Genomic DNA, 15,638 nt, shown 5'->3' on the forward strand with positions numbered 1-15,638 from the left:
CGTGAGTCTGTATTCGATCTTGTGGAGGTATGGGAAAATGAGCTCCGTAGTCACTGGTTCCGCACTGAATCATGGCTCCGCACTGAATCGCCGGGGTTTTCTCGGCCGTACTGCGCTTGCAGGTGTCGGCATTGCGTTCGCCGGAAGTCTCGACGCACTTGTGCGGCCGGGTATCGCGGCAGCGGCGCCAGGTGCTGTCGGCTACGGTCCACTCATTCCGGATCCCAATGGGCTGCTCGCGCTCCCGATCGGCTTCTCGTATACCGTGCTCGCGACGTCGGGGGAAACACTGCTCGACGACGGCAACCCGGTTCCGAGTAACCCGGATGCGCTGGGTGTGTTCGCGCGAGGCAACGGCGCTACGGTGGTGTCGAACCACGAAATCGGCGACGACGCGAGTGAAGACCCCTTCGCGGTCCCCGTGGTCGAGGGTCTGACCTATGACCCGGGTGCTCGTGGCGGCACCACCACGATCCTCGTCGGACCCGATGGTCGGCGCGAAGGTCAGTACGTCAGTCTCGCGGGCACCGTCGACAACTGCGCCGGCGGTATCACCCCGTGGGGCACGTGGTTGACGTGTGAGGAGACCGACGATCGCGCCGGCGACAACGGTCTGACCCGAGATCACGGCTATGTCTTCGAGGTCGACCCCGCGAGCGCGGAGGCGAACGTCGGCACCAGCCCGGTGCCGCTGACGTTCCTCGGCCGATTCGAGCACGAAGCCGTCGCTGTCGATCCCGGAACAAGCGCGATCTACCTCACCGAAGACGCCGACGAGCCCAATGGTCTGTTCTACCGATGGGTGCCCCCGCAGGGCTTTGTGGGCAGGCACGGAGCACTGCGCGAGCTGGCGCAGTCCGTCGGCGACACGGCAGGAATGCTCCAGGCGATGAGTTGTTTCCAGGACGGCGCCTTCGTCACCGATCTGTCGCAGGCCATCGAGCCGGGAACGCGTTATGCCGTGCAGTGGGTCGACGTCCCCGACCGGAATGCGAACGACGCACCCATCCGTGAGCAGTTCGGAGATGGAGAAGTCACTCGGAGCCGCAAGCTCGAAGGTGCATGGTGGGGCGACGGCGGCGCGTACTTCGTTGCGAGTTACGCCCGTTTCGACGACGGCAGCATCGCCGAGCACGACGGGCAGGTGTGGTTCTACGACCCCGCTTCCGAGACTGCCGAGCTGAAGGTTCTCTTCGGCGTCAATCCGGATCCTTCTGTCGACACCGGCAACTACGACGGTCCCGACAACATCACCGTTTCTCCGCACGGCGGACTTGTCCTCGCCGAGGACGGCGATGGAGTCAGCCATCTGATCGGCGTCACGCCGAGCGGTGCACCGTTCTCGCTGGCGCGTAACGAGATGAATGACAGCGAGTTCTGCGGCCCTGCGTTCAGCGCTGACGGGCGGACGCTGTTCGTCAACATTCAGACGCCCGGCCTGACCCTGGCGATCACCGGCCCCTGGATCCGTCCGATCGGTTAGCCCGGGCTCCGACGGCGAGAGCGACGAGAAGTGGAGCCGCACATCGAGTGTGTGCGGCTCCACTTTTCGTTCGTCGGATGTCAGAGATCGAATTCCGCGGGGTTGATCCCGACCGCATGTGCAGCGCCGCGCACCGCGGCCTTCTCATGGTCGTCGAAGTGGCCGTCGGCGCCACCGATGATGATGCCGATCTGGATGACTGCGCGGGCCTGATCCGGCTTCGACTTCAACTTGGCGATCGTGGCGGTGGCTTCGACCTTGCCGAAATCGAAATCGGACTCCAGCTTGCTGCAGTACCAGTCGAACTTGTCGCGGAGTTCGTCCTTCGGAAACACCGCGAGGATGTCGTTGCTCATGATGAGCGCCGCGGTCTTCTGCCGTTCGGAGGGGTCGATGCTGCCATCGGCAGCGGCGATCAGCGCGCACATCGCCATGCTGGCGTTCGCGAATTCTTTGTTCTTGAACTGATCCGTCTTGGTTTTGAGCTGTGCGCTCAGCTCGGTGGTCTTCGCCTTGAGTTGATCCCAGAACGCCATGGTGGCCCTTCGTGTCGGTGTTCGTGCACCAACCACTCTGCCATCGGATGTGAAGAAAGTGCTTTGTGAGGTCTGCGGCAGCTCGAGCCGTGGAGCGTAGTCCGGCCGCCGGTCACCGGAACGCGGCCTCTCCGGTCAGTGCTTTACCGATGGACAGCTGATGCATCTCGGAGGTGCCCTCGTACGTCAGCACCGATTCGAGGTTGTTGGCATGCCGGATGACCGGGTATTCGAGAGTGATGCCGTTCGCGCCGAGGATAGTGCGGCATTCACGCGCAATAGCGATGGCCTCACGGACGCTGTTGAGCTTGCCGGTACTGATCTGTTCGGGGGTGGCCTCGCCGCGGTCCTTGATCCGGCCGAGGTTGTAGGCGAGTAGATGGCCCTTACCGACCTCGAGCGCCATATCGGCGATCTTGGCCTGCGTCAGCTGGAACGACGCGAGTGGCTTGTCGAACACGATCCGCGACCGGGCGTAGTCGATGGCGGTTTCGAGGCAGTCGCGCGCAGCACCGAGCGCACCGAACGCGATGCCGAACCGTGCTTCGCCGAGGGCGGTCAGGGGGCCTCGCAAGCCCTTGGCGAGTGGCAACATCGCCGAGGACGGCAGCCGCACACCGTCGAGGACGAGTTCGGAGGTAACCGAGGCACGCAGCGACATCTTGGCGTGGATCTCGGGAGCGGAGAATCCCGGGCTGTCGGTGGGCACGACGAAACCCCGGATGCCTTTCGCGCCTTCGTCGAGGTCGGTCTGGGCCCACACCACGGCGACGTCGGCGATCGATCCGTTGGTGATCCACATCTTGGTACCGCTGAGGACCCAGTCGTCGCCGTCGCGCTTGGCGTTGGTGCGCATACCGGCCGGGTTGGAGCCGAAGTCGGGCTCGGTGAGACCGAAGCAGCCGATCGCCTCGCCTGTGGCCATCCGCGGCAGCCAGTCCTGCTTTTGCTCTTCGCTTCCCCAGTGGTGGATGGAGAACATCGCGAGGGAGCCTTGCACGGAGACGAGGCTGCGGATGCCGGAGTCGACGGCCTCGAGTTCGAGGCACGCAAGCCCGTAGGCGGTTGCACTCATTCCCGCGCAGCCGTATCCGTCGAGGTGCATGCCGAGCACACCGAGTCCGCCCAGTTCCTTGGCGAGGTCGCGGGCGGGGAGTTTCGCGTCCTCGAACCACTGGGCGATGTGCGGGCGGATGCGCCCGTTCGCGAACGTGCGGACGGTGTCGCGGATCTGGATTTCCTCCGGCTCGAGAAGTGAGTCGAGGGCGAAGAGCTGTGTCAGGGACTGGGCGTTCGACATGTGTTTCTCCGGGTTCGAGGTGAGAAGCATCGTTTGTGCAATCGTATGCAAGAACGATTGCGAGAACGTTTGCATCACCTACGCTAAGGCGGATGATGCAGGTCGTCAACCCGGACCCGCGCAGACACGAACGAGCAGGAGAGCCGAATGGCCCGACCCGACCGCGCACCGACTCTCAAAGAGATCGCCGAGCGCGCCGGTGTGCACGTCTCGACCGCATCGCGGGTGCTCCGCCAGCCCGAGCCCGTCGACGGATGGTCGGAGTCCGCGCAACGTGTGCGCGAGGCAGCGCAGCAGCTGGGTTACCGGCCCAATCTGTGGGCGGCGAGCCTGCGCACCCGCAAGACCACCACGCTCGGCGTCGTGATGCCCAGACTGACCGACGGCGTCGTCGCCACGACGTACCAGGGCATCGAGGAAGCGGCCGAGGGCGCCGGATACTCGGTGCTGTTGTCGAGTCCTCCCGACGACCTCGATGCGCAGCGCCGCGCCATCTCGTTGCTCGTGGGGCGGCAGGTCGACGGTCTACTGCTCAGCAGCCTGCACATTCCCGGAGGTCCGTTCGTCGAGTCGCTCGCGCTCGGCCCCCTCCCGCTGCTGTGCGTCACCAGACATGCAGACGCGGGACTGCCTTTCGTCGTCGGCGACGACTACCGGGGCGGGTGCCTTGCCGCGCAACATCTGCTCGACCGCGCGTACTCGGATGTCGCGATCATCGCAGGCCCCGACCACGCGAGCACCGCTCGGGACCGGCGTGACGGTTTCGTCGACACTCTCGAGAGTGCGTCGGTCTCGTTGCGTCCCGAGTGGATCGTCCGGTCGGGTTTCGATGTGGCGGGGGGAGTCGAGGCCGCTCGCGTGCTGCTGGATCGCCCGGATCGCCCGCGCGCGGTCTTCGCGGTCAGCGACACGATCGCGATCGGTGTCCTCGGGGTCGCGCGCGATCTCGGCCTCACGATCCCCGACGACCTCGCCCTGGTCGGTTACAACGACATCCCCATCGCCGAGCAGTTGCCCGTCCCGCTGACCACGGTCCGCTCGCCCGCCCACGAGATCGGGGCCGTCGCGGTGCGCAGCCTGCTCGAACTCGTGCAAGGGCGCGCAGTGGAGTCCACGAGACTCCCGGTCGAACTTGTCGCGCGGAGATCGACCTGATCCGCCCTTTCGTTCGGTCACTGCTGGACAACGCCACGGTGACCGAGGACGATCACGCACGTGACGAACGGCGATGCGCAGCGACTCCGAGACCTCGTCCTGTTGCGCCGTGTCCGCGACCGCATGGATCGCGAGTATGCCCAGCCACTCGACGTGGACGCACTCGCGCGCGGGGTGGGCATGTCGGCGGGGCATCTGAGTCGCCAGTTCAAGAAAGCCTACGGCGAATCGCCGTACTCGTACCTGATGACCCGCCGGATCGAACGGGCGATGACGCTGCTGCGCCGCGGTGATCTCAGTGTCACCGATGTGTGCTTCGAAGTCGGTTGTTCCTCGCTGGGGACCTTCAGCACCCGCTTCGCCGAACTGGTCGGTATGCCGCCGAGTGTCTACAAGGACATGGCTGCGTACGGGACGGAAGGGATACCGGCCTGTGTCGCGAAGCAGGTGACGAGACCGATCAGGAATCGAGAAGCGCAGGTGTCCGGACGTCGCTAGCGTTGGCGCCATGGACATCACCATTCACTACACATTCCTCCCGCACACCGATCCGGAAGCGTCCCTGGCGTTCTACCGCGACACACTCGGATTCGAGGTCCGCAAGGACGTCGGCTACGAGAACATGAGGTGGATCACGATCGGGCCCCCCAACCAGCCCGAGACATCCATCGTCCTGAACCCGCCTGCCGCAGACCCCACTATCAGCGACGACGAACGCAACACCATCCTCGAGTTGATGGCGAAAGGGAACTACGGCGCCCTCACGCTGGCCACGGACGACCTAGACGGACTCTTCGCGAAACTCGAAGGCAGTGGTGCCGAGGTTCTCCAGGAACCTATGGATCAGGATTACGGCGTGCGCGACTGCGCCTTCCGTGACCCCGCGGGAAATCTGATCCGGATCAACGAAACCAGCTGAACTGCAATATCTTCACACTTCACATCGCTATATGTCAGAGCAAGTCCGACTGCCGATATCTATTGATCCGGCTGACGCTGCAGTAACCGCGTGGCACAGTCGAGCAGGTCACTACTGCGGCCTCCGGAGCGAGGTTCCGGACAGAGAAACGGAGACACCGATGACGCCGTCCGCCAGGACGAACACCCAGTCGCGTGAACTGAACGCCGCTGACAGTCACGACCGGATCCTCGTCCACGGGGCGCGGGTGAACAACCTCCGCGATGTCAGCATCGAGATCCCGAAAAGACGGCTGACGGTATTCACGGGTGTCTCCGGATCCGGCAAGAGTTCGCTGGTGTTCGGCACGATCGCCGCGGAGTCGCAGAGGCTGATCAACGAGACCTACAGTGCGTTCGTGCAGGGGTTCATGCCGAACATGGCCCGGCCCGATGTGGACGTCCTCGACGGGTTGACGACGGCGATCCTCGTCGACCAGGAACGTATGGGCGCCAATCCGCGATCCACCGTCGGCACCGAAACCGACGCCAACGCAATGCTGCGCATCCTCTTCAGCAGGGCGGGTAAGCCGCATATCGGTTCGCCCCAGGCGTTTTCGTTCAATGTCGCTTCGATGAGCGGTGCCGGTGCAGTATCGATGGAACGCGGTGGCCGAACAGTGAAGGAACGTCGCTCCTTCACCATCACCGGCGGAATGTGCCTGCGTTGCGAAGGTCGGGGATCGGTCTCCGACTTCGATCTGACGGCGCTGTACGACGAAACCAGATCGCTCAACGAAGGTGCGCTGACAATCCCCGGCTATAGCATGGAAGGCTGGTACGGACGGATCTACCGCGGTTGCGGCTTCTTCGATCCCGACAAGCCGATCGCGAAATTCACGAAGAAGCAGCTGAACGATCTCCTCTACAAGGAACCGACGAGGATCAAGGTCGAAGGCGTCAACGTGACCTTCGAGGGGCTGATCCCGAAGATTCAGAAGTCGTTCCTGTCCAAGGACCGAGAGGCGATGCAGCCGCACATCCGCGCATTCGTGGATCGTGCGATCACATTCTCGGTCTGCCCCGAGTGCGACGGCACGCGGCTCACGGAGGACGCTCGATCGTCGAAGATCAAGGGGCTGAGCATCGCAGACGTGTGCTCGATGCAGATCAGCGATCTCGCCGAGTGGGTTCGAAATCTGGACGAACCATCGTTGGGCCCCCTGCTCGACAATCTGCGGCAGAACCTCGATTCGTTCGTCGACATCGGCCTGGGATACCTGTCGCTCGAACGCCCGGCAGGCACGCTTTCCGGTGGTGAGGCCCAACGCACCAAGCTGATCCGGCACCTCGGGTCGTCCCTGACCGATGTCACCTATGTCTTCGACGAGCCGACGATCGGACTCCATCCACACGACATCGCACGGATGAACGATCTGCTGCTTCAACTGCGCGACAAGGGCAACACCGTGCTCGTCGTCGAACACAAGCCCGAGGTCATGGCGATCGCCGACCATGTCGTGGACCTCGGCCCGCGCGCAGGCACCGAGGGTGGTGAGGTGATGTTCGAGGGCACGTTCGACGGTTTGCGCAAGAGCGACACCCTCACCGGGAAGCACCTCGACGACCGTGCCTCGCTGAAGTCGTCGGTGCGCACGGGAGTGGGCGCACTCGAAGTGCGCGGCGCCGACACCAACAATCTCCGCAACGTCGACGTCGATATCCCCCTCGGAGTACTGGTGGTGCTGACCGGTGTCGCGGGGTCGGGGAAGAGTTCGCTCATCGGTGGCTCGGTGGCCGGCCGCGACGGCGTGGTCACAATCGATCAGGGCGCGATCAAAGGCTCGAGGCGCAGCAACCCCGCGACGTACACGGGCATGCTCGATTCGATCCGCAAGGCCTTCGCGAAGGCCAACGGCGTCAAGCCGGCGCTGTTCAGCGCGAACTCGGAAGGCGCGTGTCCCAACTGCAACGGCGCGGGCGTCGTCTACTCCGACCTCGCGATGATGGCCGGAGTCGCGACACCCTGCGAGGTGTGTGACGGAAAGCGTTTCCTGGCGGAGGTGCTCGAGTACAAGTTCGGTGGCAAGGACATCAGCGAGATCCTGCGGATGTCTGTCGCCGAAGCCGAGGAATTCTTCGGATCTGCGGACTCGAAGATCCCGGCGGCCCACAAGATCCTGGATCGCCTGGTGGACGTCGGACTCGGTTACATCAAGGTCGGGCAGCCGCTGACGACGCTTTCCGGTGGCGAACGGCAGCGGCTGAAACTGGCCACCCACATGGGGGAGAAGGGGGACATCTACATCCTCGACGAACCCACCACCGGCCTCCACCTCGCCGACGTCGAGAATCTGCTCGGCCTGCTCGACCGTCTCGTCGATTCCGGTAAGTCCGTCATCGTCATCGAGCACCATCAGGCGGTCATGGCGCACGCCGACTGGATCATCGATCTCGGTCCCGGTGCGGGCCACGATGGCGGCAGCATCGTGTTCGAGGGGACACCGGCGGATCTCGTTGCTTCGCGGTCGACGCTTACCGGTGAGCATCTGGTGGAGTACGTGGGGGCGTGAAGGGACTCCGATCAACGCGATCGGGCGCATTCTCCGGCTGGAGAATGCGCCCGATCGGCTGTTTCACGAGTCGGGGTGGCGGGATTCGAACCCACGACCTCTTCGTCCCGAACGAAGCGCGCTACCAAGCTGCGCCACACCCCGTGATGAACCTCGGTCAGCTTACCGCACGACTCGCGAGAAGATTAAATCGCCTGGTCAGTGACTATTTGAGGGTTGATGACGAAGCCATGCGGTCAGCGGGGAGTCCCTGCGCTTTCTGCGGCACTACCCGAGGATCTGCGCGATTCCTCACGCGGAGCCGGAACCAATGTCAGCAGCGTGGCTTCCGGACGGCAGCAGAAGCGCGCGGGGGCGAACGGGGAGGTGCCCATTCCCGCCGACACATGCAGCTGCATATGCGCACCCCACCGCGAGGGGCCCTTCACCCGCGACCGGTCGATGCCGCAGTTGGTCACCAGGGCACCGAAGAACGGCAGACAGAGTTGTCCGCCGTGGGTGTGGCCGGCGAGTACGAGGTCGTACCCGTCGTCGGCGAAACGATCGAGCACGCGGGGCTCGGGTGAGTGGGTCAGTCCCAGGCGAAGATCTGCGGACTTGTCGGCCGCCCCGGCGATGGTCTCGTAGCGATCACGTTCGAGATGCGGGTCGTCGACACCGGCCACCGAGATGCGCACGCCGCCGACCTCGATATCGCGTCGGACGTGTGTCATGTCCTGCCATCCGCGTTCGTTGAGGGCCGCGCGCAGGTCGCCCCACGGTAGCGGAGGCCCGTAAACGCGGTCGTGGTCTTTGTCGAAGTAGGCGAGTGGGTTCTTCAGGACCGGCGCGAAGTAGTCGTTGCTGCCGAACACGAAAAGTCCGGGGCGGGCAAGGAGACCGCTGAGCGACTGGACGACCGCGGGAACCGCCTTCGGGTGCGACAGGTTGTCGCCCGTGTTGATCACCAGATCGGGTTCGAGCCGATCGAGTTCCCTGAGCCAGTTCTGCTTGCGTTTCTGCCCCGGCATCATGTGCAGGTCGCTGATGTGCAGCACGCGGAGTGTCGAAGCGCCCGGCGCCAGGACCGGGATGGTGACCTCCCGGAGGGTGAATGCATTGCGTTCGATCAGCGTCGCGTAACCGAGGCCGAGAGCGGCAGCTCCCGCGGTACCCGCGGCGACACGTGTGAGGGGAGAAAGGTCAGGCACTTCTTCAGGGTACCGCCGCCGCACGTCTGCGCACGTGCTTCGACGGTCCCGGCGTAGCGTTCCCGGTATGACCGACACTTCTTCCTCACTCAAATCCACATTGCGCGCAGACATGACGGCCGCGATGAAGGCCAAGGACCAATTACGTTTGGCGACACTGCGGATGTTGCTTGCTGCAATCCAGACCGAGGAGGTGTCGGGGAAGGAAGCGCGCGAGCTCTCCGATGACGAGGTCATCAAGGTTCTGTCGCGTGAATCCAAGAAGCGCGGTGAGGCTGCTGAGGTCTACACCGAGAACGGTCGCGGGGAACTCGCGGCCAAGGAGCACGCCGAGGCACGCATCATCGATGAGTATCTGCCGACTCCGCTGACCGACGCGGAGCTCGTCGACGTGGTCGACACGGCCATCGGCAGGGTCGCAGACGAGCTCGGAACGCGTCCGGGTCCGAAGAACATGGGCCAGGTCATGAAGGTTGCGACCGCGATCGCCGCGGGCAAGGCCGATGGAAAGCGCTTGTCCGCGGCGGTGCGGTCGCGTCTCTGACCGTCAGTTGTCCGGTTGCGATGGGGTCGTCGTTGCGGCCGGGCTTTCCGACTCACTGCTGTCCGGCGGCGCCGACTCGGTCTGGGCAGGTTCTTGACGGCCGGGAACCGGGGCGGGGGCAGCAGGCACCGTGGTATCGGGAACCTCGCTGCCGCTCGGCCGTGCGGGAGTCGCACTCGTCGTGGGTGCGACGCGCACGGAACCGTCACTGACGAAGATCGTCACCGTCGAGCCGGGTACCGCTGAGCCGGAGGGGGAGGAGCCGGTGACGATGCCTGCTCGTTCTTCGGCCTTGACCGTGGACTCGGTTACCGCGAATCCGGCGTCCTGCAGGCGCTGGGTGGCCCGATCCCGCGACAGGCCCGTGACGTCCGGAACCTGAGCGTTGCCTGCGCCACGGACGTAACGCGGGTCGGTCGGAGGAAGCTCGATGGAACCGAACTTGGTGGCGATCGGAGTCATGGCCGTGAACCAGGTGTGTGCGGGGGCGGTGCCGCCGAACAGGTTGCCGTCGTAGCACGGACGGACCGGGTTGGCGCAGATCTGGCCCGGCGTGGGGGAGTCGCCGTAGGTGTATACCGACCCTGCGTACCTGTTGGTGAAGCCGAGGAATGCAGACGACATGTGCGACTCGGTGGTTCCGGTCTTGGCTGCCACCGGCAGGTTCCATCCGGTGCTGCCTGCGGCTCCGGAAGCGGTACCTCCGCCGGCGGTGTCCTTGCTCATCGCATTGGCGAGGGTGTCGGCCAGGCCGGGTTCGACGACCTGCTCGCACGCCTGCTGCGTGATCGGCACCGGCTTGCCCTCACGGTCGAAGACACCGTCGATCGGGGTCGGCGGGCACCACTTTCCGTGTGAGGCCAGGGTGGCGGCCACGTTCGACAATTCGAGGTTGTTGATCCATGTGGGGCCGAGCGTGTACGAGCCCAGATGCTGATCCTTCTGCATGTCGGCCATCGACTGCTCACCGAATCCGGAGGTGTTGGGCTGCGAATAGGAACGCATGCCCAATCGGACGGACATGTCGACGACGGAGTCGACGCCCGTCGCCTCGATCAGCTTCACGAAGGCGGTGTTCGGGGACTGAGCGAGCGCGTCGGTCACCGACAACGCAGGCGGGTACGGCGCGGCGTTCTCGACGCAGTAGTAGCCGGCGGGGCAGCCCCGCGCGCCGCCATCGCCGAGACCCTGCGCGTTGTAACGACTGGGCACGTCGAGGATGGCGTTCGTACCGAGGCCCTTCTCCATCGCTGCGGCAACCGTGAAGATCTTGAAGATCGATCCGGCACCGTGCCCGGCGAGCGAGTAGGGCTGCGGCTGAACTGTTTCGTAGGCGTCGCCGTCGAGGCCGTAGGTACGACTCGAACCCATCGCAAGGACACGATGGGAGTCCTGACCCGGTTCGACCACATTCATCACCGTTGCGACATCGTCGACGGTCGGGCTCGTGTACTGGTCGAGCGCGGACTTCGTCGAATTCTGTACTTCGGGGTCGAGTGTGGTGCGGATGAGGTACCCGCCCTTGTCGATCTGCTCTCGTGACAATCCTGAGTTCGCGAGGTACTGGAGGGCGTACTCGCAGAAGAATCCGCGATCGCCCGCTTCGATGCAGCCCCGCGGCAGGGTGTTGGGTTCGGGAAGGACGCCGAGGGGTTCTGCCTTTGCGGCCCGGATCTCGTCTGCCCGCTCAGGAATGTTCTCGATCATCGTGTCGAGCACGACGTTGCGGCGATTGGTCACGCCTTCTTCGTTCGTGTACGGGTTGAGTGCCGAGCTGGACTGCACCATGCCCGCGAGCATCGCTGATTGGGCGATACTGAGGTCTTTCGCGTCGATGCCGAAGTAGGTCTGGGCGGCGTCCTGGATGCCGAACGAACCGTTTCCGAACGGCACCAGGTTCAGGTAACGGGTGAGGATCTCGTCCTTCGACAACTCTTCGTCGAGGGTCAGCGCCATCCGGATCTCGCGGATCTTGCGGGCGGGCGTGGTTTCGATGGCCGCGCGGCGTTCCGCATCGGTCTTCGCCACGACGTGCAGCAGGTAGTTCTTCACATATTGCTGGTCGATCGTCGACGCGCCCTGTTCGACCTGACCGCTGCTGGTGTTGGTGAGGAAAGCACGGATGGTGCCTTGCCAGTCCACGCCCTGATGCTCAGGAAACCGCTTGTCCTCGATGGAGACGATCGCGAGTTTCATCTCGTTGGAGATCTGGTCGCTCGGTACCTCGAAGCGGCGTTGGTCGTACAACCACGCGATCGGGTTGCCCGCAGTGTCGACCATTGTCGTTACGGCGGGAACGATCCCTTCGACGAGCTCTGCGGAACTGTTGTCGACGGTGTCTGCGGCGCGATTCGACACGTAACCGAATCCGCCTGCGGCCGGGAAGAGCATTCCGGCCACGAGGACACCGCCGAGGGCCGTGCAACCGGCAAGTTTCGCCACAGTACTTCGGATCGACACGGGTACACCCTACGTGCCGACCGGAGGAGTCGACGATTCCAGGGAAACGAAACGCCGTCCGACGTGCGGCTATGCACGGGCGTACCAGAAAAGGTTTTGTTCGCCTTGCGCGCGGGCATCAGTTTACCTAGATTGAGACAGCAGTGTGATGCAGATAACACCTCGACAGTGAAGACGTACAAGTTTTTTCATGCTAAGTGCAAATTGTGCGTCCTCAGGAACTCCCCACAACGGAGTTCGGAAAGCAAAGGGGAACTGAATGCACCTGACCGCCCCCATGACCAGGCTCGACGTTGACGAAGAAGAAGCACGCATCGCCTGGGTATCGAAGGCTCGATGCCGCGAGGTAGACCCCGATCAGTTGTTCGTCCGAGGCGCGGCACAGCGGAAGGCGGCGGTGATCTGCCGTCACTGCCCCGTGATGCTGCAGTGCGGCGCGGACGCACTCGACAACCGCGTCGAGTTCGGAGTGTGGGGAGGAATGACCGAACGACAGCGTCGTGCGCTCCTCAAGCAGCATCCGGAAGTGGAGTCCTGGTCGGACTTCTTCGAGGCGCAGCGTCAGCACCAGAATGCGGTATGACCGCAACTCGATGAGGTAACCGGCTGTACAACGACGCCGGAGCACGCACGACGGGGAAGGTCGTGCGTGCAACCCGGAACATCAGACCTGCCGGGTCAATTGGTCGCCCACCGCTCGCAGCGCTTCGAGGTCCGAGACCTCGAAGGGCAGCGAGGGCACACCGACGACCGGCACGTGCGGATTTGCTGAGGTGAATCCCCGCAGCAGATGGACTTCTCGTTTCGCCGTCACCGCGCGATGCGCGTGGATGCGCAGCACGGCCTCTGCTGCGGGAGCATCTGCACCGCCCTCCTCCGCAAGGAGATCGGCCGAGGTCAACGCGTGATCCGCAGGCAGCGAGGACAACGTGGGATGTGTCCGGTTGAGCACGAGACCCGCGAGCGGCATCTTGTCGCCGCGCAGTCGTTCCACGAAGAACGACGCCTCGCGCAGGGCATCCGGTTCCGGGGCAGCGACGACCATGAAGTGGGTTCCGGGCTGCTGCAGGAGTTGGTAGGTGCGGTTGGCGCGTTCGCGGAACCCACCGAACATCGAATCCAGGGACTGCACGAATGCAGATGCATCCGAGAGCATCTGGCTGCCCACGATCGTCGAGACCGCCTTCAACGCCAAACCCATCGCACCTGTCACGATCCGGCCCAGTCCACGGCCGGGGGCGGTGAAGATACGGATCATCCTGCCGTCGAGGAAGGCGCCGAGGCGCTTCGGTGCGTCGAGGAAGTCGAGGGCGTTCCGTGACGGCGGGGTGTCGACGACGATGAGATCCCACTCGTCGCTCGCAGCGAGCTGGCCGAGTTTCTCCATCGCCATGTACTCCTGCGTACCGGAGAACGACGACGCCACCGTCTGATAGAAGGGGTTGTCGAGGATCTGCCGGGCCTTCTCCGGCGTGGAGTGCTCGAGCACCATGTCGTCGAATGTGCGGCGCATGTTCAGCATCATGGCGTGCAGTTCGCCCATCCCACCGGACTCGAGCGGCACCTTCTGCGGAGAATTGTCGAGAGTCTGCACACCGAGCGCCTGAGCCAGACGCCTCGCCGGATCGATCGTGAGCACCACGACCCTGCGGCCCTGTTCCGCCGCGCGCAAGGCGAGCGACGCCGCCGTCGTCGTCTTACCGACACCGCCCGACCCGCAGCACACGATCACCCGTGAGGTCGGATCGTGGAGGAGCTTCGCGACATCGAGGACCGGTGCCGTGCGCACCGTCCGCTCGGTCACCGGACGCCCTGTTCGGCGAGCAGCTCTGCAAGTTCGTAGAGTCCGCCGAGGTCGACCCCGTCTGCGAGCAGTGGTAGAGACATCCGTGCCACCTTCACGTCGTCGAGTTGGGCGGCGCTGACCTGCTGCGCCTGCAGTATCGAGGCATGCTCGATGGTTTCTGTGAGCAATCCGGCGAAATCGTCGTCCGACAGCGTCAGCCCGACCCTCTCGAACGCAGACCGGATGGATTCGCCCGGGATGCGCCCGTCGGCGACGTCGTCGACCAGAGAGTCCGGAAGGTGCTCGGGTGCGGTCCTGTTGACGATCACCGTGCCCATCCGCAGATCGGCTGCCTCCAATTCGTCGACCGCGTCGGCGGTCTCCTGAACGGGCAGCGCCTCGAGCAACGTGACCAGGTGCACGACAGTCTCGTCGGAATGCAGCAACCGAACCACACCGTCGCTCTGCGAGCGGATCGGTCCCGACTTCGCGAGATCGGCCATGGCCTTCGTCACGTCGAGGAAGCTGCCGATCCGGCCGGTGGGCGGAGCGTCGACCACGACCGCGTCGTAGAGGCGCTCACCGGACTTGTCGGTGCGTACCACCGTCTCCTTGATCTTGCCGGTGAGGATCACGTCGCGGAGCCCGGGCGCGAGCGTCGTCGCGAACTCGATCGCGCCGATCTTGCGCATCGCGCGGCCCGCGAAGCCGAGGTTGTAGAACATGTCGAGGTATTCCAGGAATGCCGCCTCGATGTCGATCGCGAGGGCCATGACCACTCCGCCTCCTTCGGCGGTTGCGATCTTCGTCTCCACCGGAGGCAGCGGGGCCACGTCGAACAGCTGCGCGATTCCTTGCCTGCCCTCGGTCTCGACAAGCAGGACCTTCCGGCCCCCCGACGCGAGGGCAAGTGCGACTGCCGCCGCGACCGTGGATTTTCCGGTTCCGCCCTTGCCGGACACGAAGTGCAGTCGTGCCCGCGCGGCCTTGGCCGGCCATGTGCCGGAATGAGATGTCTGTGTCGCCACGGTGTCGAGCCTATAAGTCGTCAACAGGGAAAGGCGCCGGATAGGGTCAGGTCATGAGTGAATTGACTACGTGGGAGTACGCAACCGTGCCCCTGCTCACGCACGCGACCAAGCAGATTCTCGACACGTGGGGTGCTGACGGGTGGGAATTGGTGACGGTCCTGCAAGGACCCACCGGCGAACAGCACGTCGCGTACCTCAAGCGCCCCAAGAGCTGACCCCGTGGCCGCAACCTGGACCGCACGTCTGTCCGAACTCGGGATCACCCTGCCGCCGGTAGCCAAGCCGGTCGCCGCATACGTTCCCGCCCTGCGCAGCGGGGACACCGTCTACACCTCGGGTCAGCTTCCGATGGTCGACGGAACCTTGGCGTACGTCGGCAAGGTCGGCTCCGACGTGTCTGCAGACGACGCGAAGACCGCTGCCCGCATTTCGGCACTCAACGCGCTGGCCGCAGTCGATGCCCTCGTAGGGATCGACAATGTGGTGCGCATCGTGAAGGTAGTCGGATTCGTGGCGTCGGCAGACGGATTCACCGGACAACCCGGTGTCGTCAACGGAGCCTCGGAACTACTGGGCGAGATCTTCGGCGAGTCCGGAGCTCACGCGAGATCCGCAGTCGGTGTCGCGGAACTTCCGCTCGCCGCGTCCGTCGAGGTGGAGCTGATGGTGGAGGTGCGCTGATC

The 15,638-nt window shown here is 64.4% G+C and carries 15 protein-coding genes and 1 tRNA gene; 9 read left to right on the forward strand and 7 right to left on the reverse strand.

Annotated features, from left to right (window positions below; genetic code table 11):
- Positions 1 to 37 precede the first annotated feature (37 nt).
- Positions 38 to 1,483 carry an alkaline phosphatase PhoX gene (locus ACSYG9_RS12325; protein WP_454842661.1) on the forward strand — a complete coding sequence of 482 codons (1,446 nt, stop codon included), beginning with the start codon at positions 38 to 40 and terminating at the stop codon, positions 1,481 to 1,483.
- An 80-nt stretch (positions 1,484 to 1,563) separates the two neighbouring features.
- Here the strand turns inward: ACSYG9_RS12325 and ACSYG9_RS12330 are convergent, their stop codons facing one another.
- Together ACSYG9_RS12330 and ACSYG9_RS12335 are read right to left on the reverse strand one after the other, a co-directional pair.
- Positions 1,564 to 2,019: a TerB family tellurite resistance protein gene (locus tag ACSYG9_RS12330; RefSeq protein WP_440127414.1), complete on the reverse strand. Its 456-nt coding sequence runs from the start codon at positions 2,017 to 2,019 to the stop codon at positions 1,564 to 1,566.
- 112 nt (positions 2,020 to 2,131) lie between these two features.
- Entirely contained in the window at positions 2,132 to 3,319 is a 1,188-nt protein-coding gene (locus tag ACSYG9_RS12335) for an acyl-CoA dehydrogenase family protein (RefSeq protein ID WP_454842662.1), read from the reverse strand.
- Positions 3,320 to 3,466: 147 nt separating this feature from the next.
- On the opposite strand from ACSYG9_RS12335, the gene ACSYG9_RS12340 reads away from it, so the two are divergent.
- From ACSYG9_RS12340 to ACSYG9_RS12355, 4 genes are all read left to right on the forward strand, one after another.
- Positions 3,467 to 4,474, forward strand: coding sequence for a LacI family DNA-binding transcriptional regulator (locus tag ACSYG9_RS12340; protein ID WP_454842663.1), 1,008 nt, complete (start codon positions 3,467 to 3,469; stop codon positions 4,472 to 4,474).
- 60 nt (positions 4,475 to 4,534) lie between these two features.
- A complete protein-coding gene (locus ACSYG9_RS12345) occupies positions 4,535 to 4,972 on the forward strand; it encodes a helix-turn-helix domain-containing protein (protein WP_440127417.1) in 438 nt (145 codons plus the stop codon).
- 10 nt (positions 4,973 to 4,982) lie between these two features.
- Positions 4,983 to 5,393, forward strand: a complete 411-nt coding sequence (locus ACSYG9_RS12350; RefSeq protein ID WP_440127418.1) for a VOC family protein — start codon at positions 4,983 to 4,985, stop codon at positions 5,391 to 5,393.
- A gap of 160 nt (positions 5,394 to 5,553) precedes the next feature.
- Positions 5,554 to 7,944, forward strand: a complete 2,391-nt coding sequence (locus ACSYG9_RS12355; RefSeq protein ID WP_454842664.1) for an ATP-binding cassette domain-containing protein — start codon at positions 5,554 to 5,556, stop codon at positions 7,942 to 7,944.
- 70 nt (positions 7,945 to 8,014) lie between these two features.
- Here the strand turns inward: ACSYG9_RS12355 and ACSYG9_RS12360 are convergent.
- Both ACSYG9_RS12360 and ACSYG9_RS12365 read right to left on the reverse strand, forming a co-directional pair.
- A tRNA-Pro gene (locus ACSYG9_RS12360) sits at positions 8,015 to 8,088 on the reverse strand.
- Between the two features lie 92 nt (positions 8,089 to 8,180).
- On the reverse strand, positions 8,181 to 9,134 hold the full coding sequence (locus tag ACSYG9_RS12365; protein ID WP_440127449.1) for a metallophosphoesterase: 954 nt from the start codon (positions 9,132 to 9,134) through the stop codon (positions 8,181 to 8,183).
- A gap of 67 nt (positions 9,135 to 9,201) precedes the next feature.
- On the opposite strand from ACSYG9_RS12365, the gene ACSYG9_RS12370 reads away from it, so the two are divergent.
- A complete protein-coding gene (locus tag ACSYG9_RS12370) occupies positions 9,202 to 9,678 on the forward strand; it encodes a GatB/YqeY domain-containing protein (RefSeq protein WP_440127450.1) in 477 nt (158 codons plus the stop codon).
- Between the two features lie 3 nt (positions 9,679 to 9,681).
- Here ACSYG9_RS12370 and ACSYG9_RS12375 read toward each other — a convergent pair whose 3' ends face one another.
- On the reverse strand, positions 9,682 to 12,120 hold the full coding sequence (locus tag ACSYG9_RS12375) for a transglycosylase domain-containing protein (protein ID WP_440127639.1): 2,439 nt from the start codon (positions 12,118 to 12,120) through the stop codon (positions 9,682 to 9,684).
- A 277-nt stretch (positions 12,121 to 12,397) separates the two neighbouring features.
- Between ACSYG9_RS12375 and ACSYG9_RS12380 the strand changes: the two genes are divergently transcribed.
- Positions 12,398 to 12,721: a WhiB family transcriptional regulator gene (locus tag ACSYG9_RS12380; RefSeq protein ID WP_054810128.1), complete on the forward strand. Its 324-nt coding sequence runs from the start codon at positions 12,398 to 12,400 to the stop codon at positions 12,719 to 12,721.
- 81 nt (positions 12,722 to 12,802) lie between these two features.
- On the opposite strand, the gene ACSYG9_RS12385 is transcribed toward ACSYG9_RS12380, so the two are convergent.
- Together ACSYG9_RS12385 and ACSYG9_RS12390 are read right to left on the reverse strand one after the other, a co-directional pair.
- Complete coding sequence (locus ACSYG9_RS12385) at positions 12,803 to 13,942, reverse strand: ArsA family ATPase (protein ID WP_454842666.1); 1,140 nt, start codon at positions 13,940 to 13,942, stop codon at positions 12,803 to 12,805.
- Positions 13,939 to 14,952 (reverse strand): ArsA-related P-loop ATPase, encoded by a 1,014-nt coding sequence (locus ACSYG9_RS12390; protein WP_440127452.1) that lies wholly within the window; start codon positions 14,950 to 14,952, stop codon positions 13,939 to 13,941. The genes ACSYG9_RS12385 and ACSYG9_RS12390 overlap by 4 nt, the downstream gene beginning before the upstream one ends.
- A gap of 53 nt (positions 14,953 to 15,005) precedes the next feature.
- Between ACSYG9_RS12390 and ACSYG9_RS12395 the strand changes: the two genes are divergently transcribed.
- Entirely contained in the window at positions 15,006 to 15,170 is a 165-nt protein-coding gene (locus tag ACSYG9_RS12395) for a DUF4177 domain-containing protein (protein ID WP_169690656.1), read from the forward strand.
- Positions 15,171 to 15,174: 4 nt separating this feature from the next.
- A complete protein-coding gene (locus ACSYG9_RS12400; RefSeq protein WP_440127453.1) occupies positions 15,175 to 15,636 on the forward strand; it encodes a RidA family protein in 462 nt (153 codons plus the stop codon).
- The last annotated feature ends 2 nt before the right edge of the window (positions 15,637 to 15,638 follow it).

It is taken from the genome of Rhodococcus sp. SJ-2, from assembly GCF_053750035.1.

Bases quoted from the DNA above. Each gene is read 5' to 3' on its own strand.
- ACSYG9_RS12325 (WP_454842661.1), top strand. From the start codon at position 38: ATGAGCTCCGTAGTCACTGGTTCCGCACTGAATCATGGCTCCGCACTG.
- ACSYG9_RS12330 (WP_440127414.1), bottom strand. From the start codon at position 2,019: ATGGCGTTCTGGGATCAACTCAAGGCGAAGACCACCGAGCTGAGCGCA.
- ACSYG9_RS12335 (WP_454842662.1), bottom strand. From the start codon at position 3,319: ATGTCGAACGCCCAGTCCCTGACACAGCTCTTCGCCCTCGACTCACTT.
- ACSYG9_RS12340 (WP_454842663.1), top strand. From the start codon at position 3,467: ATGGCCCGACCCGACCGCGCACCGACTCTCAAAGAGATCGCCGAGCGC.
- ACSYG9_RS12350 (WP_440127418.1), top strand. From the start codon at position 4,983: ATGGACATCACCATTCACTACACATTCCTCCCGCACACCGATCCGGAA.
- ACSYG9_RS12355 (WP_454842664.1), top strand. From the start codon at position 5,554: ATGACGCCGTCCGCCAGGACGAACACCCAGTCGCGTGAACTGAACGCC.
- ACSYG9_RS12370 (WP_440127450.1), top strand. From the start codon at position 9,202: ATGACCGACACTTCTTCCTCACTCAAATCCACATTGCGCGCAGACATG.
- ACSYG9_RS12380 (WP_054810128.1), top strand. From the start codon at position 12,398: ATGCACCTGACCGCCCCCATGACCAGGCTCGACGTTGACGAAGAAGAA.
- ACSYG9_RS12395 (WP_169690656.1), top strand. From the start codon at position 15,006: ATGAGTGAATTGACTACGTGGGAGTACGCAACCGTGCCCCTGCTCACG.